The organism is Megamonas sp. (assembly GCF_986095205.1).
Window position 1 is genome coordinate 30,256 of sequence record NZ_CFQVBI010000012.1, and the last position, 22,487, is coordinate 52,742.

Consider the following 22,487-nt stretch of genomic DNA (forward strand, 5'->3'; position numbering starts at 1 on the left):
TTCTGCTTTTACTATACTATATATCTCTAAAAAATCCTTATCCTCAAAGGACAATTTATATATTTTTTTATACTATTATGTACTAAATAAATATTATTAGTCCTGCTTTATTCTCAAAACAAAACCACTATTTAAATATTAAAATAGTGGTTTTATCTTTCATTTATCCAACTCTAACATAATCTGCTGAATATCCTGTAGATACATTATTTAACATCATATAATTAGGATTGTTATTGTCAAAAGTTAAAGTATTTATACTACGTCCACCATTTACACTAATAGTAACAACTGTATAACTGCCATCATTAGATACACTTCTTACACTATATGAAGCTTTGCCAAAATCTCTATCCGTTATATTCATTATACTGCCATCTCTACCTTGCCATGTTCCTTCAATTAATTCATACCCACGAGAAATATTTTCTTGATAAGCATAAGCGGATTGCATAGGTATTATCGCTTCACAAAATATTACTGAAAATGCACATAAACCTATTAAACAAAATTTTTTCAATATGTTCATTTTTATTCCTCCTTTATCAACTATTATGCTACTAAAAATATTAAAACTCCATAATCCTTAAAGATGAAAAATTTCACTATTAGAAATAAATAAAAAAACCACCGCATAAAACGGTGGTTAATTTTTTATCTCATATTGATGAATTGTAAATCAATACCAAAATCGCCAGCTTTTAAGGTCTGTATAACTGCTTGCAAATCATCTTTTTTCGCACCAAAAACACGAACTTGTTCACCTTGCATTTGTGTATTAACTTTTAATTTTGTAGCTTTTATCGCAGCGATAATTTTCTTTGCATTTTCCTTAGAAATACCCTGTTTAATAGTGAGCATTTGACGAACAGAACCTTTTGCTGCATCTTCGATTTTGCCGAGTTCTAAAGAACGTAAAGATAAGCCTCTTTTTGCCATGCGTGCACGTAAAATATCAATGATAGCATTTAATTTATAATCATCTTCTGCTGCGATTTTAATTGCTTTATCTTCTAATTCAATACTTGCAATACTACCACGGAAATCATAACGCTGAGAAATTTCTTTTTCTGTTTGGTTAACAGCATTGCTCATTTCTTGCATATCAACTTGAGATACAATGTCGAATGAACTATCTTTTGCCATTTATATCACTCCATTTTTAAAATTCGTGCTTATATTTTATCATATCGCCAAATATAAAAAAAGGCTTTAAAGACTAACTTTAAAACCTTCTTTTTTCGCTATTACTTTTAATAAATCTATTATCATTATTTACAATTATAGATTAGCAAATATCACGATTAAATACATTTATATATTTTCTCTAATAATGAAAAAATCAACCTATTTAGTTCATGGGAATTTACTCTTTTTAGTAGCATAATAATTCTATAATAAGTATTTTTATAAAAAAATTATCCATTATTTAAATCTATTTTATAAAAAGGAGTTTTTTATATGTATAAATTCTGTACTCATTGTGGAGCTAAAATGCCTAATGAAAATGCTTTTTGCACTAATTGCGGAGCTAAATTTTCACAAATTCCTACCCCACAACAAAATATGGCTCCAACAAATATCAATTATAATACTTCAAATTCTAATACTATGCCACCTTATATGCATAATCAACAAACTCAACAAATTAATAATATGCCAAATCCTAATAATATGCAAATGGCTTCACAAGAATTTGCCATTGGTCAACAATACATGGATATAAACAATCCTCAACATAATTATATTAAAGCAATCAATCACTTTCAAAAATCTTCTTTACTCGGCAATCAAAATGCTAAATTTTATATGGCTATGGCTTATTTGTATCAGGCTATGGATATATTAAAACAAAGTGCACCTCTACAAAATAATCCTTCGCCATCTGTTAATAATTTTTCTCCTCAAGCACCATTTTTCCCTCAAAATCCTAATAATCATGTCAATCAACAATTTGCTTCTAACCCAAATAATCAAGCCAATCAAAATAATGACAATAGCACCTTAAAAAATGTAGGTAAATATGCAGCAGCTGCTGCTGTTGGTGCTGTAGCTAGTTCTATGCTTCATTCCGCTTCTACAGCTAGTGCTGCACCACATAATGCTGATACAAGTCCTCTTCCTGACCTCAATGCACCAATCAATCCTACGGATACAATTAATCAAACAGTAGATTCTGCTAGTGACTATATCCAAACACCAGAAGAATTTGTTACCAATGTAGTTGATCCATTAAGTACAGCTAGCGAACAAATAACTCCTGCTAATACAAGTGATGATGGTACAAACCATATTTCTAATCTGGATAATAATTCAGAACTTACTGCAACAGAACAAATTGAACCTTCAGCAGATGCTGATATTTCTTCAGATAGTGGTGAAGAAGATTCCAGTATTTCCGATAGTGTAGGCAGTCTTTTTGATGATTTATTCGGCGAATAATTATAAATTTTAAAGGAGTTTTAATATGAATAAACAATTAAAATCCCCAAGATTAATAATATTAGTAATGATATTATCTTTAATGAGTGCATTAGTTGCAGGTTGTGGCGATGATAAATATGTACAATCCGTAAAAAATGGAACAATGTATATGGCTCCTAATGCACCTGTAGGCAAAGCTTTTGACCAATTCTTTAAAAATGGCAAATGGAAATCTTTCGTTTCTGATAAAAATGATCGTATTGTAGAATTTACAGGCGAATGTAATTGGAATAATAAACCTGCAAAACTAACTGCTCAATTTAAATTATATAAAGATAATAGTTTTGAACTAGCATATTTAGATATAAATGGCAATCCTACAACTGTTTTAGACGGACTAGATATCATGCAAAAAATTCTACACCAATATAGAGCAAAATAAAATATAAATACTGTAGGTGTAAACAATGGAAAGTGTATTAAAATCATTATTTAAACGTGAATTAAAAGCTATTTTAGCACCTTATGCTGATATTATTTGTGCATTATTTATCATAGCAATTATTGGTTATATCATCTATTATCTTTATAATAAATTCAATGAAAATAAAGCAAAAAATAATGCTAATTCCAGCATAAATAATTCCTTAAAATGCCCTAATTGTGGCTTAGAAATATCTCCTAGCGATAAATTCTGTTTAAAATGCGGAACAGCTTTAACACCGCAAACCATAAATCCATCACCATCAGAAAAAACCTTTTTAGATACATTACTTCAAATTCTAAAATATACTATTATATATGCTCTCATTGGTTTTGCGATTTTATTTATTTTACTTATTCTCATTGGTGTTATGGCAGAATAAATATATACTTAACATAAAAAATAACCCTAAATAGCAAAAAATAGTATCCGCATCGCCTCGTTACTAAATTAATGATACTTTTTGAAGCGTCCATATTCAAGCCCTCAAATTTATTTTCAGTCTAATAACGATACGATTCTCAAAACACTACTTTTAAAACCTCATATATTGAAAACAATAATATTTGAAAGTAAAATTATTTTAATTAGCCTTATATTATAAATAATGATTATTATAAGAGGTGATTTATAATGTTTATAGTTGGATTTGTACTATTTATTATAGCTATTGAAATACTTTTTCCTGATTCCAACTAGGTATATTGATAAAAAATCAAAAGCAATATATTACCATAATATCAAAGAATAACTCTTCGTAAAGCTATAACAAAAAGAGTTAAAACTCAAATTGTTATAGCTTCTTTATTTCTACTTATAAAGAAAAATCAAACCAATTTTTACTTCTAAATCTTTAAAAATTTTATTATAACCTATATATAAATTTTTTTATAATTGACTTTATCTTTCCTGTCATAACCTCTTATTATTCAATAGAATTATTTAAAAGTTTATATACTCAAATTTAGACAACAAAAAAGGCTTTACGGAAAACCCGTAAAGCCTTAAATTTACTAGTGGTGCCGAAGGCCGGACTCGAACCGGCACGTAGGGGACTACGCTTGATTTTGAGTCAAGTGCGTCTGCCAATTCCGCCACTTCGGCATATTGTGTTAAACAACAGTAATATTATATCATTCTATAATTATACTGTCAATATAAATAATTATCTTAACTTAATTAAATATATCTATTATAATATTAATATATTTTTTAATATGAAAGGATTTTTTATGTCACCAAAATCTGTTTTTCTTACTTTACTAATTATTTTCTCCTGTATTATTTACTTACCTTCTATAACTTATGCTCAAAATAATAAAAATCCCCAAAATACCACAACTAATACTATTACTTATTTACATTTACCAGAAAAAACTACTATGCAAATAATAAATATAGATAATTTAGGCAGTAAAACTAATCATAAATACGATTTAATCAACTTCCGTCTTTACCAAGATTTAATTGTTAATAACGAAATCATTTTGCCTAAAGATACAAAACTTCAAGGTATGATTACTAAAATCCATGGCAGTAGATTGCTTGGGGAAAGTGCTATTATCCGCATAAAATTAAATAATATCACTTTAGCTGATGGCAGTATTTTAGAATTTCCTTGCGATTTAAAATTAAAAGGTGGCAAAAATTATGCCAATATAGCAAGCAATATTATCGTTCCTTTTTCAGGTTTACTATTTAAAGGAAAAGAAGTTTCTTGTCCATCTGGTAGCATAATTGAATACAGTTTTGAAGGATAAAAAATGGCAATAGGCTTATTATAAAATAAAGTCTATTGCCATTTTATTTAAATATCTAATTCCAAACTAACTGGACAATGGTCACTACCAAAAAATTCATTGTGAATGCCAGCTTCTTTTATATTTGCTTCAATATCTTTAGATACGATAAAATAATCAATTCTCCACCCAGCATTATTTTCACGAGCTTTTCGCATATATGACCACCATGAATAAATGCTTGTTTTATCCGGATAAAGATAGCGGAAAGTATCTACAAAACCTGCTTGTAATAATTCAGTCATTTTACTGCGTTCTTCATCAGTAAAACCTGCACTACGGCGATTTGTCTTAGGATTTTTTAAATCAATCTCTTTATGAGCAACATTTAAATCTCCACATATCACGACAGGTTTTTGCTTATTTAATTCAATTAAATAATTGCGAAAAGCATCTTCCCATTGCATACGGTAATCCAAGCGCTCTAATTCTCGCTTAGAATTCGGTGTATATACGCAAACCATAAAGAATTTATCAAATTCTAAAGTGATTACACGACCTTCATGGTCATGTTCTTCTATACCTAAACCATAACTTACATTTAATGGCTCTACTTTAGTAAAAATAGCTGTACCTGAATAACCCTTTTTTTCTGCACTATTCCAATACTGCTTATATCCAGGTAAATCTAATTCTAATTGATGAGGTTGCATTTTTGTTTCTTGTAAACAAAAAATATCTGCATCTAAAGTTTGAAAAGTCTCCATGAAACCTTTATTCATACAAGCACGAAGACCATTTACATTCCAAGAAACAAATTTCATAAATTATGCCTCCTGTTTTGCCATTTGTGCCAAAATATTAGCAATAGCTCCAAACTCTTCCATAGTCAAAGTTTCTCCGCGACGAGTTGCTTCTATTCCAGCTTTATCTAATACATCAGCAATGATATTTTTATCTACGCCCATGGATTTTAAAGCATTATTTAAAGTCTTACGACGTTGACCAAAAGCTGCTTTTACCACTCTAAAGAACATCTTTTCATCAATAAGCTCTACGGCAGGAGTCTGTCTAACTTTACAGTTCACTACTACAGAGTCCACTTCTGGAGGTGGCATGAAAGAACGTGGTGGTACATATAAAGCGATTTCAGGAACTGTATAATACTGCACTGCTACAGATAAAGCACCATATGTTTTACCGCCTGGCTGTGCTGCCATACGTTCTGCTACTTCTTTTTGTACCATTACTACGATATCTGTTATTGGCAAATGTTTTTCGAGCAAAGCCATGATAATTGGTGTAGTAATATAATATGGCAAATTAGCTACTACTTTAAATGGTTTATCGCCCATGATTTCTGGAATATTTACTTTTAAAATATCTCCTTGAATAACACGCACATTGTCATAAGCGTCTAAAGTATGTGCTAAAACTTCTGGCAATCTTTTATCTAATTCTACACAAGTAACCTCTGCTCCAGTTTCAGCTAAAGCTTGAGTCAAAGTACCGATACCAGGGCCGATTTCTAATACTCTATCATTTTCCTGCACATTTGCTGCATCTACAATTCCCTGTACAATACTAGCATCTATTAAAAAGTTTTGACCTAAGCGTTTGCTCATATGAATGCCAAAACGCTGTAAAATATATCTTGTAACCTTCTTATTAGCAATAGTAGGTTGCTTCATTAATTAAAATTCCTCCAATTTATTATTTATTTTCAACTTCATTAATATCATTTTCTGAATTTAATTTTGCTAAAGCTTGATTAAATTCATCTCTAGTAATTCCATAATTATTTAATCTGCGTAAAAAAGTTTTAGCATTGGCAAAACCAATTCCTAAAATAGCACCTAATTTTGCCCTGCGAACACCAGAATTTGCAAAACCATTTAAGCGATTTAAAATTAAATCAGTAGCACTAAATTCATCACTAGGTTTCCAATTCATTGTACGCACTTTAGCCAATGCTTTGCGAATAGCTTCAGGACTTGCTTGCTCTATACCTATATCATCATTTGCAGTAGCTTCTTCACAAGGTACAAAAGCATGCTTTGCATTAGGAAATCTTCTTGTTAAATATGTGCGAATTCGCTCTCCAGCTGAATCTGGATCAGTTAAAATAATAATGCCACGTTTTTCATAAGCAGCTCTAATATTTTTTATAGTCTTAGGCAATAAATTAAAACCTTCTGTGATAATACAATCGGCTTCAACTGCTTTATTAATGGCTACAACGTCCATTTTTCCTTCTACAACTAAAACTTCTTTTATCATTAAAAACCTTCTCACTTATTTTTCAACTAAACTAAAATATTACAAATAAACTCATATTTTTTTAGTATAACAAAAATATATCAAAAAACGCAAGTAAAAAGCCATATACTCTAGACAAAAAGAGCCTGTAAACTTACAGACTCTTTTTCATCTTTATATATAATTTTCTATCTATCCTACTATTTTAAATCAATTTATACAAATATCAATCTAAAATATAAACTTCTACACCACGACGACCAAAAGCTATAGCTTGAGTATAATCTTCCATACATAAATCAATCATATAGCCATTAATCGCACCGCCAGTATCTGCTGCAATAGCTTCACCATAACCTGGAATATATACACGTGTTCCAAGTGGAATAATATCTGGGTCTACAGCTACTACACCATAACGAGCAGGAATACCAAGCGCCGTATATCCAGCACCGCCACCATCATAAGGTAAATATGCACTAGCTTCCATATACAATACTTGAGAATATGATCTCAAACCAATAGTATTCATCGGTTCTGCTGTGCCTTCACGAACAACCTGATTTACAGGACGAACTAATTGAGAAGTTTGTACTACTTCTTCTCCCACTTTAATACCTTTATGATATTTTTCTCTAACTAATAATCTATTTAAACCATTTCTTCCAGCTTGAATTACTTCTTCATTACCACGGATCATAGAGCTATCTGGCTCTTTTATCACCTGATAATTTTGTACTTCATCTCTTAATACTAATTTACTAGAAACATTTAAAACTTTTACTTTTGCATCAGTATGTAGTTGAGTATCTTTACCGCCCTCAACAAAATACTTATCTTCATCTAAATTCATTGAAGATATCAATTCTCCCACAGTTTTCTTTGTGGTTTTTACTACTTTTGTATCTCCATCAATTTCTACAGTTACTGGCATTGCACGATTGATTGTAATTACAGCATTATCAGTTATATTACCTGTAGATACTGTATAATCATCTCCATTATCTAACTTTATACCAGCTTGCTTCAATATATTCTTTGGATTATCATAGACCGTATTGACTACCATTTTATTACCATCTGCTACAATTGTGACATTTTTATTTGCTGTTACAAATCCAGTTAATGTAGCCATTGCAAAACATAAAACCACTACTGTAGTTAGTTTACATTTTGTTAAATTGTGGCTTAATAGGTTTTTAAAATCCATTGAATTCCTCCTTTACGAAAAGATATTATACCAAGTATTTACACTTGTGTCAAATTTCTTCATAAATATGTAACATTTGTACTTGTAAAATTGTAAATTGTAATCTAGTAAAAAACCTTATAAATAAAGGATTTTTCTATGTGTTTACACCTAAAATATGATGTATTTCATGTAAATAAATAAGGCATTTAAATGCAAACGGCTCATAAAAATAAATACAGAAATTTTACTTATAATTAATCTATTTCACATATATATCATTTATCGTGTTTTTTGTATAATTATTAATTACATATATAATTTCATTCTATAAAAATTAATATTATTTATATAAAAACAAGATAAAAAAGCTTTTCTTTAAAGGAATTTTACTTCCACTTAAAGAAAAGCTTTTATTTTATAAATTAAATACTTCTATAGCATTTTTAGTTGTTTGATTTGCTACTTCTTCTAAAGAAATATTTCTAATCTCTGCTACTTTTTCTGCTATATATTTTACATATGCTGGTTCATTACGTCTGCCACGTTTAGGAACAGGTGCCAAATATGGGCAATCTGTTTCTAAAAGCAATCTTTCCAAAGGAATTTTTGCCACTATTTCTGGCAATTTTGCTGAATTTTTAAAAGTAAGTGGTCCATCAACACCTAAGAACCAACCCATTTTTAATAATTCTTTTGCCATTTCATAGCTACCAGAAAAACAATGTATTGAGCCTGTCAGCCCTTTTCCTTCTTTTTTCAAGATTGCCATAGTATCGCCATGAGCATCACGGTCATGTATGCTAACTGGCATATGCATTTGTCTTGCTACATCTAATTGACGAATAAATACTTCACGCTGAACTTCACGAGGAGCATTTTCATAATAATAATCTAAGCCAATTTCACCTAAAACTTTTACCTTTGGTAAAGTCATAAGTTCTGCCAAAGTATCATAATCTTTACTGCTTTGTATGCTCAAAGCTTCTTGTGGATGTACCCCAGCACCTGCAAAAACACCATCAAAATTATCTGCAATTTTAATAGCATTAAATGAAGACTCCATAGTATCACCCATAGTGATAATTCTTGTTGTACCTTCAGCTTTTGCTCTAGCTATTACTTCTTGTCTATCTTCTTCGTATTTTAAATCATCAAGATGTGCATGTGTATCTACTAACATTATTTCACCTTACTACCCACAGGCATTGTAGTTTCTACTATTTGAAGTTCATCACCTTTAGAAGCAGCTAAAAGCATACCATGGCTCATTACTCCACGAAGTTTTGCAGGTTTTAAATTAGCAACTAAAACTACATGTTTGCCAATTAAATCTTCTGGTTTATAGAATTTAGCAATACCAGATACTACTGTTCTTTCTTCATCGCCTAAAGAAACTTGTATTTTCATGAGTTTATCTGTTTTTGGCACAGGTTCGGCAGCTAAAATTTCTACTACACGTAAATCAATTTTACTAAAATCTTCTATGCCAATCATACCATCTTCATTTTCTTTAGCTTTTTCTGGAGCTTTTGGTTCTTCTTTTTTAGCTTTTTTATTTTCTTTTACTTCTTTTTTAGCTTCTGGTTTTTCTTCTTCGATTTCAATACGAGGGAAGAGCTGTTCTGGTTTATTAATTTGAATACCTACAGGAGTTTTGCCCCAACCTTCGATATCGCTGATGCGAATTTCATCAAAGTTTTGTGGTAAATTCAATTGAGCCCAAATACGACGAGCTGTAGTAGGAATGAATGGCTCAATCATTACACTGATTGCACGTAAGCTTTCTACTAAATCATAAAGTACACGATTTAATTCAGCTTTTCTAGCTTCATCTTTACCTAAAACCCATGGAGTAGTTTCATCAATATATTTATTTGTACGACTGATAAATGACCATACAAGTTTAATGCTATCGCTGAGTTTCATATTATCCATGTAGTTTTTATATTCAGCAATAGTTTTTGTAGCATCATCGATTAATGCTTGGTCTACTTCACGAATATCGCCAGGCTGTTCGATAATGCCTTTATTATATTTATTAATCATACTGAGTGTACGATGTAATAAGTTTCCAAGGTCATTTGCAAGGTCAGAGTTAATGCGAGAAATCAAAGCCTCACGAGAGAAGTTACCGTCTTGACCTAAATTGATTTCACGAAGTAAGAAATAACGGATAGCATCTGCACCAAATTCATCAATTAAGCCGATTGGATCGATTACATTTCCTTTAGATTTACTCATTTTATCGCCATCAACTACAAGCCAACCATGACCATATACTTTTTTAGGAAGTGGTAAATCAAGTGCCATCAAGATTATTGGCCAAATAATTGTATGGAAGCGAACAATTTCTTTACCTACAAGGTGAAGGTCTGCTGGCCAGAATTTGTTGAATTTTTCTGGGTCATCTAAGTATCCAATTGGTGTTAAATAGTTTGTAAGTGCATCAAACCATACATAAATTACATGTTTTTCATCAATTGGTACAGGAATACCCCAGTCAAAAGATGTACGAGAAATACATAAATCTTCTAAGCCTTGTTTAATGAAGTTAATCATTTCATTTCTGCGGGATACTGGCTGAATGAAATCTGGATTTGCTTCAATGTATTCAAGTAAGCGATCAGCATATTTAGAAATCTTGAAGAAATATGCTTCTTCTGCTACTTCTTTTACTTCACGACCGCAATCTGGGCATTTACCATCAACTAATTGACGTTCGAGCCAGAAGCTTTCGCAAGGTGTGCAATATAAGCCTTTATATGCACCTTTATAAATATCGCCTTTTTCATAAATGCGTTTGAAAACTTCTTGTACTACTTTTTCATGGCGTTTTTGTGTAGTACGAATGAAATCGTCATTGGAGATATTTAATCTTTTCCATAAATTTTGGAAGCCTGCAACTATTTTATCTACATATTCAATAGGTGTAACACCTTGTTCTTCGGCTTTCTGTTCAATTTTTTGACCGTGTTCATCAGAACCAGTTAAGAAAAATACATCAAAATCGGATAAACGTTTATAACGAGCAATACTATCTGCAATTGTTGTACAATAAGCATGACCGATATGAAGTTTTGCACTAGGATAATAAATTGGCGTAGTTATATAAAAAGATTGTTTAGCCAACAATAATTCCTCCTTTAAAAATTTGTATCTAATTTATTATACAACAAATACAAAAAAATCCATAATAAAAATATTAACCTACTAATAATCTATGGTATAATTAAAGAAAAAGTATAAAGGTGGCGATACTATGAATACTATGAAATCGAAGCATTTATTAATTTTACTATTATCTTTATTTGTATTTTGTTTTAGTAGCACAGTTTTTGCTAATAAAGCACAAGATGAAGCCATTGATTACCTCAAACAAGCTGTAGAAAATACTGCTAATGCTAAAAATTTGACTTATAAAATCAATTTATCTATGACAAGTCCACTTGCTGATGGTGATATCATTGTCGATGGTAAATACTCTGAATTGATGAATACATCTGGTAATATGAATATTTCTTTTAATAGCTGGATAGATACTATTAAATTTGAAGCTACAACTCAATTTTATACTGAGATTGCTGATAATAATTTAAATCAATATTTAAAGATGAAAACAACTCCTCTCATCAATGATATAAATCCTGACCAATGGTATATATCTAGTACAACACTTGCTGATAATGCCAATGAATTATTCTCCCAAAAAAAACAATTTAATTTAGATAAATTCACTCAAAATATCACTAATATATTTATGTATGATGTGAATAAAAATACTGCTAAAATCTATGTAACTTATACTAGACCAATTTTAGATGAAGGCATGAAGGCAGAATTAAAAACGCTTTATGCTAAAGATGATAAACAAAAGCAAAATTTAGAAAAACTAGATAATCTACTAGCAAAAAATCCTCAATTAGTAGAAAGTCTTGCTAAACCTAGAAAGATTTCTTATGAATTGACCATTGATAAAAAATCTCAATCCATAACTAATTTAAAAACAGATTTCTCCAATAATATTCAAGAATTTGGTAATGAAGTTTTAGATAGTATTCCTGATGAAGAATTTTCTGATGTGAATGGCTATGTATTGCGTAATACATTTAAAAATTATCTAAATCTCAGCAAATTCAATTTAAATATTAGAATTTCTCATCTAAACAACACTACAGTCGATGAAATTCCTCAAGAAGTAAAAACTTCTGCGCTTCCACTTCCTGAAACAGATTTACCTCAACCAACACAAACAACTCTATTATCTAAGCTTTAATAAAAAAACTCTGTTATATCCAAAATATCAATTTAGATATAGCAGAGTTTTTATTTTATATCAAATACATAAAATATCAATCATCTTTTAACAATGCTTGATAAATATCTCGTCTACTCATATTTAAAGCTTTTGCAGCCATACGCATGGCTTCTTTTTTATTTATGCCCTTTTCCATTAAATCCTGCACATATTTCACAGGAGAGATATCTTCTTTTGTATCTTCTTGTTCATTTAACATTTCTTCAGTAATTCCAGATACAATAACTACAAATTCACCACGAGGTTCATTTTCATGGAAATAATTTACTAATTCTTCTAAAGTGCCACGATTAAATTCTTCAAATTTTTTCGTAAGCTCTCTACAAGTTGAAGCCTGTCTATCTTTGCCTAAAATATTCATTAATTCTTTCAACATATCTTTTAGATGATATGGTGTTTCATAAAAAATCAATGTTTCTTCTCTAAATTTTATAGACTCTAATAATTCTTTGCGTTTTTTACTTGTCTTGGGCAAAAATCCTATGAAAGTGAATTTTCTTGTATCTATACCAGAGCAAATAAGTGCCGATAGAGCTGCATTTGCTCCAGGAATAGGCGTTACTTTTATACCTTCCTGTATCGCTAGTTGTGCTAAATGCGTACCAGGGTCAGCAATTCCTGGAAGACCTGCATCACTTACTACAGCGACATTTAACCCTTCTTGAAGTTTTGTTATAAGCTGTGGCCCTTTTTCAAATTTATTATGTTCATGATAGCTTGTAAGCGCTGTATGAATATCATAATGTGATAATAATTTTCGTGTATTTCTTGTATCTTCAGCTGCAATTAAATCTACTTCATTTAAAATCCTAACTCCACGATAAGTCATATCTTCTAAATTTCCAATAGGAGTAGCTACTAAATATAAACAGCCATTTTTATTTTCTACCATATATATTCACCTCGCCTCTTACAATCTATCTGGATAATAATATTCCATTAATTTTCTTGTATAATCACCATTATCTTCATGGACAATAAGCGCTGGCTCTACACTCAATCCACCTGGAGCGCCTTCTTTGACACCCTCAATCAAGACTATATTCGGTGCTTTATCTCGTTTTGGTTGTACTAATTGCAGTCTTTTCGCTTCAATATTATATTTGTGAAAAGCTACCATGATCTCACCTAGTCGCTCTGGCAAATGCACCATGGCAAAACGACCTTTTCGCTTCAATACAAAACTACCTGCACGCACTACATCATCAAGTGTAGCTGTTATTTCATGTCTAGCTCTTGCCACTCCATCTAAAATATTTAAATGACCTTGATTTATTTGACGATAAGGTGGATTGGATACAACAAAGTCCATAGATTGAGGTTTATAATATTCTTTTATCTTGCATAAATCGCCTTCTTGAACGCAAATCTTGTCTTGAAGCTTATTCATGACCATATTGCGTTTGGCAATTTCACAAGTTACAGGATTTATCTCCAAAGCGTCCATTTTCATTGCTCTATTGGATAATAATAAGGGGATAACACCTGTTCCTGTGCCTAAATCTAATCCTTTAGCATTTTTACGTACAGTTACAAAATGTGCTAATAATACAGCATCAATGGAAAAACAAAATTCTTTATTATTTTGAATTATTTTCAATCCGCCAGCTAATAAATCATCTATACGTTCATTTTCTTTTAAATTTAAATTCCAATCAGATATCATCGTCATCTTTTTCTACAACATCTTCCCATGAAGCCACAATAGTTTTTTTAGAGTCTAATAATACAGTTACAGTGCGTTTTTGCATATTGATAGAAATAGCTTTTCCTTCGCCTTCCATAGATACTACACGACTACCTTGTTTTGGCGGAGCAATAATACTATTTTGTTTGCAACAACCTTGGTATAAATCATTTTCATATTTTAAGCAACACATCAAACGACCGCAAATACCAGATATTTTTGTTGGATTTAAAGATAAACTTTGGTCTTTTGCCATACGAATGGATACTGGCTCAAAATCACCTAAGAAAGTAGCACAGCAAAGTGGTCTACCACAGCAACCTATTCCGCCTAATAATTTTGCTTCATCGCGTACACCAATTTGACGAAGCTCAATACGAGTATGGAATACTGCTGCTAAATCTTTTACTAATTCTCTAAAGTCAATTCTACCTTCAGCAGTGAAGTAAAAAATTATCTTATTCACATCAAGAGTATATTCTACGCTGATGAGTTTCATTGGCAATTCACGCAAGCGAATTTTTTCTTCACAAATAGCATAAGCTTCTTTTTCCTTCTCGCTGTTTTCTGCCAATTTATCAATATCTTCTTGTGTTGCTTTTCTTTGTACATCTTTTAACGGCTGTACAACTTCTGAATCTGGTACATCACGTGGCCCTATAACAACTGTTCCAAATTCAACACCACGAGCAGTTTTTACTACTACGCCATCACCTTGGGCTAATTCCAATCCACCTAACCCAAAATAATATATTTTACAAGCTTTTTTAAATCTTACACCTACAACGGTCTGCACAAAGTGCCCTCCTGTCTATTTCTCGTTTATTTATTTTGCCAATCTAAAATAAATTTCTGCAAGATGAGTTTTATATCTGCATTAGAATTTAACCGTTTTAAAATCTCTTCTACTAAGGTCAATTTAGTTAATAGATTAACTTCATCATACTTGTTTTGTATATTCAATAAATCATCTTTTATATCCTGATTATAAATAATATCACTATCTTTATTAACCTTCATCAGTAATAAGTCTCTCAATAGCATTTGTAAATGACTCATTATATCATTTATCTTATTTCGCTCAAAACTTGATAATTCATCAATAAATGACCATATATCTTTTATGGAAAAATTGTCTTGAAGACAAGATAATGCCTTTTGTCTTAAGGCTAGAGCGTCATCATCAATAAATTGCATAGCTTTTAATATACTGCCACCAGACAATCTAGCAATGATTTTAGCTTTATCTTCTTCAATCTGTATTTTTTGTTGTAAAACCTTCGCCACATCTAGATAAGAAAGAGGCGCAAAATATATCTTCATACAACGCGATAATATAGTAGGCAGTATCATATCTTTATTAGAAGTGATTAAAATAAAAAACACTTCGCCTATTGGCTCTTCTAGAGTCTTAAGCAAACTGTTTCCTGCTGTATCATTTAAATATTGAGCATCATTTATAATCACCACTTGTTTATCTGACAGATATGGCGATAAAGCTATTTTTGCTTGTATTTGACGAATTTGCTCAATCTTAATCAATTTTCTTGTTTTACCTTCTGGCTCCAAATAATAAAAATCAGGGTGATTTTGTTCATCAAACATCTTGCAAGAATTACAATAACCACAAGCCATATTGCCTTGTTGCGAATTACAGCAAAGTAGCGATTTAGCTAACATCTTAGCCGTCAATAATTTACCAATACCATCAATTCCTGAAAATAATAAGGCATGAGGCAATTTATTTTCTTGCAATAATAATTGTAAATCCGCTTTTATTTGCTCATGCCCATAAATATTTTGCCAACTAATCATCTTAATTTATGTAGATAAACTTATCTAAAAGTTCATCTATTTGTTTATGATATTGTGTCAAAGATACTGTATCTTCATTTTCAATACATTGATTGATATTTAATAATAAATCATCTACTTTATTTGCATAATCGTATAAATTATATTGTGGTAATTCTTCTTTAGCAGAACTCATCACTACAATATAAAATTGTTTTACAGCCATAGTTACAAAATCTTTAATGAGTGTTTGATATACTTGCATCTGTTCATTATTAGGATTTTGCAATAATAATTTATATTCATCATCTACTTTTACGCGTTGCATCTGTATCATGGAATAGAAATCATCTTTCAATATGCTATTCTTTTCTTGACTCATACTGAACATCCTTTACTCTTACATATATTTAGATAGCAAAATTTTCATTAATAAAAAAGTTTTAGCCATAATTTATTTTTTATGACTAAAACTTAGTATATCATAAAGCTATTTAATTATAAAGTTTATAGACTTTTATCTACTATTTTTATTTAATCAGACCTTGAATTTTTTGCCAAACATCTTCATGAATTTCTTCTATAGTTCTTAACTGATTATCCTTTGCACATTCTACGATATCCCAATCATAGCGATTTGCCATTTCCTGATAAACCTCATGGCATTTTTCTAAATAATTTTTATCCTGCTCATGAATATCTTTTTTGCGATTATCTTTTTTAGCTCTATTATCAATCAATTTATTGCTGATATCTGGTGGCATATTCAAGAAAATAACTTTATTTGGCACAGGAAGCCCCATTTTCGTAAATTCTGTATCCCAAAGCCATGATAAAAATTCATCACGCATTTTGCTATCTTCTATTTTTACAGCTTGATGAACCATATTAGAAGTAGTATATCTATCTGCTAAAATAATAGTGCCTTCTTCATAATCTTTTTTCCATTTCATACGATATGAAGCATATCTATCCACAGCAAATAATACAGAAGCAGCATAGGCATTTACATCATCTACATGACCGCCAAACTCACCTTGCAAATACATTTTTACCGGCGTACATGCTGGACTTTCATAATCTGGATACTCTACTTTTTTTACCTTATAACCTGCTTGATTTAATCTATCATATAAAAGCTTAGTCTGTGTAGCTTTACCACAACCATCACCAGCTTCAATGATTATGAGCTTTCCTTTCACCATTATTCCTCCACTATATTAATATTTTCTAAATTCATATCTTCTGGGCCTATTATATTGCCCCCGTTTTGTTTTTGCAACAATACATAATCAATAATTTCTTGACTTATTTCTTCCCCTGGATAAATTACAGGTATTCCCGGTGGATAAAATGTAATCAATTCCCCTGCTATTTTACCTACACTTTGCGCAAATTTTACTTTTTTCGTCTTAGCAAACATCGCTTGTCTTGGTGATAAAACATAACGAGGAATGCTTGGCAAATTAATCTGTACTAAAGGATTTGTTTCTTTATCCTGAAAAGATTTTGCTAATTCTTGCAAAGCATTTAATAAATACTCACATTCTTTCTCACTATCAGCGTAAGAAATAATAAACAATAAATTATACATATCAGATAATTCACATTGAATTTTATATTTATGTCGCAAAATCTGTTCTGCCTGAGCTCCACTTATCCCCAATTTACGCACACAAACAGTTATTTTTGTTACATCTAAATCATATTTGCCTTCACTGTTCATATATTCACGACCAAAACAGCTTAGATTTGGAATTTTATTGATTTGCTCACGTAAATCTTCCGCTAATTGTACAGCCCTACCGACTAAATCTTTACCTTCCATTGCCATCTGTCTGCGTGCTATATCAAGTGAAGCTAATAATAAATAATTAGGGCTTGTCGATTGCACTAAACTGCACATTTTATTAAAACGCTCTACATCTACACGTTGTTTTTTCATATGCAATAAAGAAGTTTGTGTCATTGAACCAACTATTTTATGCGTACTTTGTGCAACAATATCTGCTCCTGCTGATAATGCCTGTATTGGCAATTTATCACAAAAGGCTAAATGTGGCCCATGTGCTTCATCAACTAATAATAACATATTATTTTCATGCACTAAATTAGCTATACTTTGTATATCCCCTGCTACTCCATAATATGTAGGATAAACCATTACTACAGCTTTAGCATCTTTATTTTCACGTATTACTTTTTCTAATTCAGTTTTTGTAATGCTCATAGCAATACCTAAATTTTCATCTATTTCTGGCTGAATAAATACAGGTGTTGCCCCAGCCAACACTAAACCGCCAAGTACAGAACGATGTGCATTTCTAGGTATTATTATCTTATCTCCAGGATTTACAGCTGTTAAAATCATCGCATGAATAGCACCTGTTGTTCCATTGATAAAAAATCTAGTTTCATCTGCACCATATAAATCACTTGCCAAATCTTGTGCCTGTTTTATACAAGTAGAAGCTCCATGTATATCATCTAATTCTTCCATCAAAGATACTTCCATCTTAAGACCTGTATCTGTTATCATTTCATGAAGTTCATTTGCAGCACCTTTGCCTTGTTTATGTCCTGGTGTATGAAAAGCCATTGCTTTATCTTCAATATATTTTTTCATTGCTGTATACAAAGGTGTATTATTTTGCTCCATCAAAAAACCTCCTTTTAAAACTAAATCTAGTATATCATAAAAAAAATTCCTATATAAAAATATAGGAATTTTAATCTCAATATTAAATAAATTAATTTTAACTATTTTACTTTATTTATTTCTTTTATTTGCCACTATCATTCTAACGACAGTTACAACTACAAATACCCCTACTAAACCTAACATTATTTCCATAAAAGAACTATATCCTTCTTGGCTTTCAGGAGACATTGTAAAAAATATACCACATAAAACTAAAACAATCACTAATAAATTGGCAATAGATGCTTTATTTATGGTATTTCCTCCTCTCAAAAATACTATTCTAATGCCACTGTTTTTGGTAAAGAAAAGCCATTAAAAGTTGTAGCTGATACTTTACTATAAGCCCCAGCATTTAAGGCTATTAATAAATCGCCCTCATCTAATTTAGGGCAATACATTTCTTTTTTTACTATATCCAACGAATCACAGCTTGGACCTGCTATAGTGGCTTTTTCATAAGTATTATCTTCATCTTTCAATGATATTATATCATAATCCCAATGGTCAAATAAAATTCCCGAAAAAGAACCATATATACCATCATCTATATAATACCATTGTTTTTCATCACGCATTTGTTTACCAATTATAGAAGTAATCACATTTACTGCACTACCGCAAATATATCGACCAGGTTCAGCCCAAACTTCTACATCTTCAAAATCAGCTAAACAATCATTTATACTTTTCATGATTTTTTCTGCATCAACATCTTTGTCTAAACATGCTACAGGTAAACCGCCACCGATATCCATATATTTTATATCTAATCCACTAGCTTTTAATCTATCTATTAAACCTCGTGCTAATGAAAATGCCTTTTCATATGATTTTGTAGATAAAACCTGACTACCTACATGAAAACATATCCCATTTGCTTTTAAACCATTAGCTTTTGCATAATTTAATAAATCTAAAATTTTAGTTTCATCTGCACCAAATTTTATATTTAAATTCACAATAGCATCAGATTGTTTAATCTTCACACGAGCTAAAACTTCTGCATCTGGTACATATTTTTTTATTTTATCAATTTCATTTTCACTGTCAAAAGTAAATCGCTTTATACCTACCTTACTAGCTTCAATCAGCCCTTCTATCGTCTTTACAGGATTAGCATAAATCATTTTCTCCCCTGATACACCCATTTTAGACAATAGCCTTATCTCTCCGGCTGAAGCGACATCAAAATTAGAGCCTAATTTTATCAGCTTTTCCAAAATACATTTCGCTGAATTAGCTTTGATTGCATAAAAAACCTTCAACCTCGGTATATGTTTGCACAATAAATTATAATTTTCCTCAATATGCTCTAAAGAAATCACCTCTAATGGTGTAGCATATTTTTGTGCTAACATTGTAGCTTCTTCTTTTGTCAGTTTAAAACTTTTCATAACACTCCCCTTATTCTTCGCACAGTATCTTTGATGTGCATTAACAAATGATGTTTATAAAACGCATTTTATAAACTTACAACATTATACTACTTTTTAACTAAAATTGTTATAAAATTTTATTATTTTTATGTAAAAAATACAAAAAAGACGATTGCCATAGACAATCGTCTTTTTCTATAAAAATATTTACTGTTTATTAAAGAACAGATTTAACAGTATTTACTACATTTTCAGTAGTGAAGCCGAATTTTTTGAATAAGATACCAGCAGGAGCAGAAGCACCGAAACCATGCATAGTTACTACAGCACCATCTAAACCTACATATTTACCCCAACCAAAATCAGTACCAGCTTCTACAGCTACACGAGCACGAATAGCTTTTGGAAGAACTGCTTCTTTGTATTCAGCGGATTGTTGTTCAAATAAGTCTACGCAAGGCATACTTACTACGCGAACATCAATATCTTCTTTTGCTAATTCTGCTTTAGCATCTAAAGCTAAAGATACTTCAGAACCAGTTGCGATAATGATTGCATCTGGAGTTTCTTTAGTGGAATCAGCGATTACATAACCACCTTTTAATGCTTCTTTGGAGCTACCAGGAAGCTGTGGTAAGTTCTGACGAGTTAATACAAGACCTGTTGGAGTAGTTTTGCTTGTTACAGCTAAATACCAACCAGCAGCTGTTTCTGTAGCATCAGCTGGACGGAATAAGTTGAAGTTTGGTAAAGAACGAAGCATAGCATATTGTTCAATAGGTTCATGTGTAGGACCATCTTCACCAACACCGATACTATCATGAGTAAATACCATTGTTACAGGTAAGTTCATCAAGGAAGCTAAACGAAGCATTGGTTTTGTATAATCGCTAAATACGAAGAATGTAGCACCATAAGAGATTAAGCCACCATGTAATTGAATACCATTTACGATAGCTGCCATAGCGAATTCACGAACACCAAAGTGTAAGTTTCTGCCAAGATAATCATCTTTGCTGAAATCACCAGCATCATTCATATGAGTTTTGTTAGAAGGTGCAAGGTCAGCACTACCACCGAAGAGATTTGGTAATCTATCTTTTAAGCGGTTAATCATTGTACCAGAAAGAGCACGAGTTGCTACTGCTTTATCTTCATAAGCCCAGAATTCTTCATCTTCAAGAAGACCTTTAGCATCAACTTCACCGAAGTATTTATCCCAAAGAGCTTTTAATTCAGGGTATTTTGCACAGTAATCAGCAAAAAGTGTATTCCAAGCTTCTTCAGCTTTAGCACCATTTTCAGCTAATTTATTGTAGTTATCATAAACTTCTTGTGGAACATAGAAAGCTTCTTCACTTTCCCAGCCTAAGAATTCTCTCATAGCTTTTACATTGTCTACACCAAGAGGTTCACCATGAGCGGAAGCTTTACCTTGTTTTGCAGGGCAACCATAGCCGATTTGAGTTCTAACAGTGATGAAAGAAGGACGAGTTTTATCAGCTTTTGCTTCTTCAATAGCTTTGCCGATAGCTTCTAAATCGTTACCATCTTCAACAGTGATAGTTTGGAAACCAAATGCTTCCATACGTTTTTGTACATTTTCAGTGAAAGCAATATCTGTGCTACCTTCAATGGAGATTTTGTTGCTATCATAAATAACGATTAATTTGCTAAGACCTAATGTACCAGCTAAAGAAAATGCTTCAGAAGAAATACCTTCCATCATGCAGCCATCTCCACCTAATACATAAGTGTAGTGGTCTACAACAGGGAATTCTGGTTTATTGAAAGTTGCAGCTAAATGAGCTTCAGCCATAGCCATACCAACAGCCATACCCATACCAGCACCAAGTGGACCAGTAGTAGCTTCAACACCAACAGTATGACCATATTCTGGATGACCTGGAGTTAAAGAACCATCTTGACGGAAATTTTTAAGATCTTCTACAGTTAAGCCATAACCAAATAAATGTAAAAGAGCATAAAGCATAGAAGAACCATGTCCACCAGATAAAATGAAACGGTCACGATTAACCCATTTAGGATTTTTAGGATTATGGTTCATATGTTTGCCCCAAAGTTCATAAGCAACTGGTGCACAGCCAAGTGGAAGACCTGGATGTCCAGAATTTGCTTTCTGTACTTCATCTGCTGCTAATACACGAATGGCATTAACTGATAAATTATTAATGTCTGTCATTTTTTACTACCCCTTTTTTAATTTTAGGATTTATATATATTTTTATATATTTTTAAATATTTTATATAAACTTATATACTTCCTAATGTTGTATTACAACTTTCTTTAACAAAAATACAACTTATCTAATCAAACAAATTTTATTATAATGGATATTTCATTTTTTTTCAACAAATAGATTTATAAAGTATCAATAAATCTTTATTTTTTCTTTTTTTATAATTAATTTGAACTGCACCCCAAAAGTTGGACACAAAACAACTTTTGGAGGTGCAGTTTTTTTATGACTAAATACTCAAATGAATTTAAA

General features: G+C 31.3%; 23 protein-coding genes and 1 tRNA gene. 5 read left to right on the forward strand and 19 right to left on the reverse strand.

What is annotated here, in order from left to right; all coding sequences use genetic code 11:
• Window positions 1-163: 163 nt before the first annotated feature.
• Window positions 164-529 carry a hypothetical protein gene (locus tag AC5LAX_RS01910; protein WP_204965286.1) on the reverse strand — a complete coding sequence of 122 codons (366 nt, stop codon included), beginning with the start codon at window positions 527-529 and terminating at the stop codon, window positions 164-166.
• A 125-nt stretch (window positions 530-654) separates the two neighbouring features.
• Window positions 655-1,146, reverse strand: coding sequence for a YajQ family cyclic di-GMP-binding protein (locus tag AC5LAX_RS01915; protein WP_288908833.1), 492 nt, complete (start codon window positions 1,144-1,146; stop codon window positions 655-657).
• A 315-nt stretch (window positions 1,147-1,461) separates the two neighbouring features.
• Here AC5LAX_RS01915 and AC5LAX_RS01920 point away from each other — a divergent pair, with 315 nt between their 5' ends.
• Genes AC5LAX_RS01920 through AC5LAX_RS01930 form a run of 3 tightly spaced genes read left to right on the forward strand, consistent with a single transcriptional unit; the run spans window position 1,462 to window position 3,290 of the window.
• The gene (locus AC5LAX_RS01920; RefSeq protein ID WP_288908832.1) at window positions 1,462-2,442 is read left to right on the forward strand and encodes a zinc ribbon domain-containing protein; all 981 of its coding nucleotides are present in this window, start codon (window positions 1,462-1,464) and stop codon (window positions 2,440-2,442) included.
• Window positions 2,443-2,467: 25 nt separating this feature from the next.
• A complete protein-coding gene (locus AC5LAX_RS01925) occupies window positions 2,468-2,866 on the forward strand; it encodes a hypothetical protein (protein WP_015562825.1) in 399 nt (132 codons plus the stop codon).
• A gap of 25 nt (window positions 2,867-2,891) precedes the next feature.
• Complete coding sequence (locus AC5LAX_RS01930; RefSeq protein ID WP_288908831.1) at window positions 2,892-3,290, forward strand: zinc ribbon domain-containing protein; 399 nt, start codon at window positions 2,892-2,894, stop codon at window positions 3,288-3,290.
• Window positions 3,291-3,925: 635 nt separating this feature from the next.
• Here AC5LAX_RS01930 and AC5LAX_RS01935 read toward each other — a convergent pair.
• Window positions 3,926-4,012, reverse strand: a tRNA-Leu gene (locus AC5LAX_RS01935).
• 128 nt (window positions 4,013-4,140) lie between these two features.
• Here AC5LAX_RS01935 and AC5LAX_RS01940 point away from each other — a divergent pair.
• Entirely contained in the window at window positions 4,141-4,668 is a 528-nt protein-coding gene (locus AC5LAX_RS01940) for a hypothetical protein (protein WP_288908830.1), read from the forward strand.
• A 47-nt stretch (window positions 4,669-4,715) separates the two neighbouring features.
• On the opposite strand, the gene AC5LAX_RS01945 is transcribed toward AC5LAX_RS01940, so the two are convergent.
• The 6 genes from AC5LAX_RS01945 to metG form a co-directional block, all read right to left on the reverse strand.
• The gene (locus AC5LAX_RS01945) at window positions 4,716-5,471 is read right to left on the reverse strand and encodes an exodeoxyribonuclease III (protein WP_288908829.1); all 756 of its coding nucleotides are present in this window, start codon (window positions 5,469-5,471) and stop codon (window positions 4,716-4,718) included.
• Window positions 5,472-5,474: 3 nt separating this feature from the next.
• On the reverse strand, window positions 5,475-6,338 hold the full coding sequence (gene rsmA / locus AC5LAX_RS01950; RefSeq protein ID WP_278474954.1) for a 16S rRNA (adenine(1518)-N(6)/adenine(1519)-N(6))-dimethyltransferase RsmA: 864 nt from the start codon (window positions 6,336-6,338) through the stop codon (window positions 5,475-5,477).
• A gap of 22 nt (window positions 6,339-6,360) precedes the next feature.
• Window positions 6,361-6,927, reverse strand: coding sequence for a ribonuclease M5 (gene rnmV, locus AC5LAX_RS01955; RefSeq protein WP_008538715.1), 567 nt, complete (start codon window positions 6,925-6,927; stop codon window positions 6,361-6,363).
• Window positions 6,928-7,132: 205 nt separating this feature from the next.
• On the reverse strand, window positions 7,133-8,116 hold the full coding sequence (locus AC5LAX_RS01960) for a resuscitation-promoting factor (RefSeq protein WP_288908827.1): 984 nt from the start codon (window positions 8,114-8,116) through the stop codon (window positions 7,133-7,135).
• 397 nt (window positions 8,117-8,513) lie between these two features.
• Entirely contained in the window at window positions 8,514-9,278 is a 765-nt protein-coding gene (locus AC5LAX_RS01965) for a TatD family hydrolase (RefSeq protein ID WP_115151048.1), read from the reverse strand.
• On the reverse strand, window positions 9,278-11,227 hold the full coding sequence (gene metG / locus AC5LAX_RS01970; RefSeq protein ID WP_288908826.1) for a methionine--tRNA ligase: 1,950 nt from the start codon (window positions 11,225-11,227) through the stop codon (window positions 9,278-9,280). The genes AC5LAX_RS01965 and metG overlap by 1 nt, the downstream gene beginning before the upstream one ends.
• 130 nt (window positions 11,228-11,357) lie before the next feature.
• On the opposite strand from metG, the gene AC5LAX_RS01975 reads away from it, so the two are divergent.
• The gene (locus tag AC5LAX_RS01975) at window positions 11,358-12,371 is read left to right on the forward strand and encodes a hypothetical protein (protein ID WP_018999621.1); all 1,014 of its coding nucleotides are present in this window, start codon (window positions 11,358-11,360) and stop codon (window positions 12,369-12,371) included.
• 76 nt (window positions 12,372-12,447) lie between these two features.
• Here the strand turns inward: AC5LAX_RS01975 and rsmI are convergent, their stop codons facing one another.
• The 10 genes from rsmI to tkt all read right to left on the reverse strand — a co-directional run bounded on the left by rsmI (window position 12,448) and on the right by tkt (window position 22,177).
• Window positions 12,448-13,305, reverse strand: coding sequence for a 16S rRNA (cytidine(1402)-2'-O)-methyltransferase (gene rsmI, locus AC5LAX_RS01980; protein ID WP_117585003.1), 858 nt, complete (start codon window positions 13,303-13,305; stop codon window positions 12,448-12,450).
• Window positions 13,306-13,323: 18 nt separating this feature from the next.
• Window positions 13,324-14,079: a tRNA1(Val) (adenine(37)-N6)-methyltransferase gene (locus AC5LAX_RS01985; RefSeq protein ID WP_018999623.1), complete on the reverse strand. Its 756-nt coding sequence runs from the start codon at window positions 14,077-14,079 to the stop codon at window positions 13,324-13,326.
• On the reverse strand, window positions 14,069-14,896 hold the full coding sequence (locus tag AC5LAX_RS01990; RefSeq protein ID WP_008538724.1) for a PSP1 domain-containing protein: 828 nt from the start codon (window positions 14,894-14,896) through the stop codon (window positions 14,069-14,071). Before AC5LAX_RS01990 ends, AC5LAX_RS01985 begins: the two co-directional genes overlap by 11 nt.
• Before the next feature lie 26 nt (window positions 14,897-14,922).
• Window positions 14,923-15,915 (reverse strand): DNA polymerase III subunit delta', encoded by a 993-nt coding sequence (gene holB, locus AC5LAX_RS01995; RefSeq protein WP_008538725.1) that lies wholly within the window; start codon window positions 15,913-15,915, stop codon window positions 14,923-14,925.
• 1 nt (window position 15,916) lies between these two features.
• Window positions 15,917-16,276 (reverse strand): hypothetical protein, encoded by a 360-nt coding sequence (locus tag AC5LAX_RS02000; protein WP_018999625.1) that lies wholly within the window; start codon window positions 16,274-16,276, stop codon window positions 15,917-15,919.
• A 148-nt stretch (window positions 16,277-16,424) separates the two neighbouring features.
• The gene (locus tag AC5LAX_RS02005; protein ID WP_117585001.1) at window positions 16,425-17,099 is read right to left on the reverse strand and encodes a dTMP kinase; all 675 of its coding nucleotides are present in this window, start codon (window positions 17,097-17,099) and stop codon (window positions 16,425-16,427) included.
• The gene (locus tag AC5LAX_RS02010; RefSeq protein WP_117585000.1) at window positions 17,099-18,553 is read right to left on the reverse strand and encodes an aminotransferase class I/II-fold pyridoxal phosphate-dependent enzyme; all 1,455 of its coding nucleotides are present in this window, start codon (window positions 18,551-18,553) and stop codon (window positions 17,099-17,101) included. The genes AC5LAX_RS02005 and AC5LAX_RS02010 overlap by 1 nt, the downstream gene beginning before the upstream one ends.
• 111 nt (window positions 18,554-18,664) lie before the next feature.
• On the reverse strand, window positions 18,665-18,868 hold the full coding sequence (locus tag AC5LAX_RS02015) for a hypothetical protein (protein ID WP_018999627.1): 204 nt from the start codon (window positions 18,866-18,868) through the stop codon (window positions 18,665-18,667).
• 5 nt (window positions 18,869-18,873) lie between these two features.
• Window positions 18,874-19,992, reverse strand: coding sequence for a type III PLP-dependent enzyme (locus tag AC5LAX_RS02020; protein WP_117584999.1), 1,119 nt, complete (start codon window positions 19,990-19,992; stop codon window positions 18,874-18,876).
• A 199-nt stretch (window positions 19,993-20,191) separates the two neighbouring features.
• Entirely contained in the window at window positions 20,192-22,177 is a 1,986-nt protein-coding gene (gene tkt / locus AC5LAX_RS02025; RefSeq protein WP_015562846.1) for a transketolase, read from the reverse strand.
• Window positions 22,178-22,487: the final 310 nt, after the last annotated feature.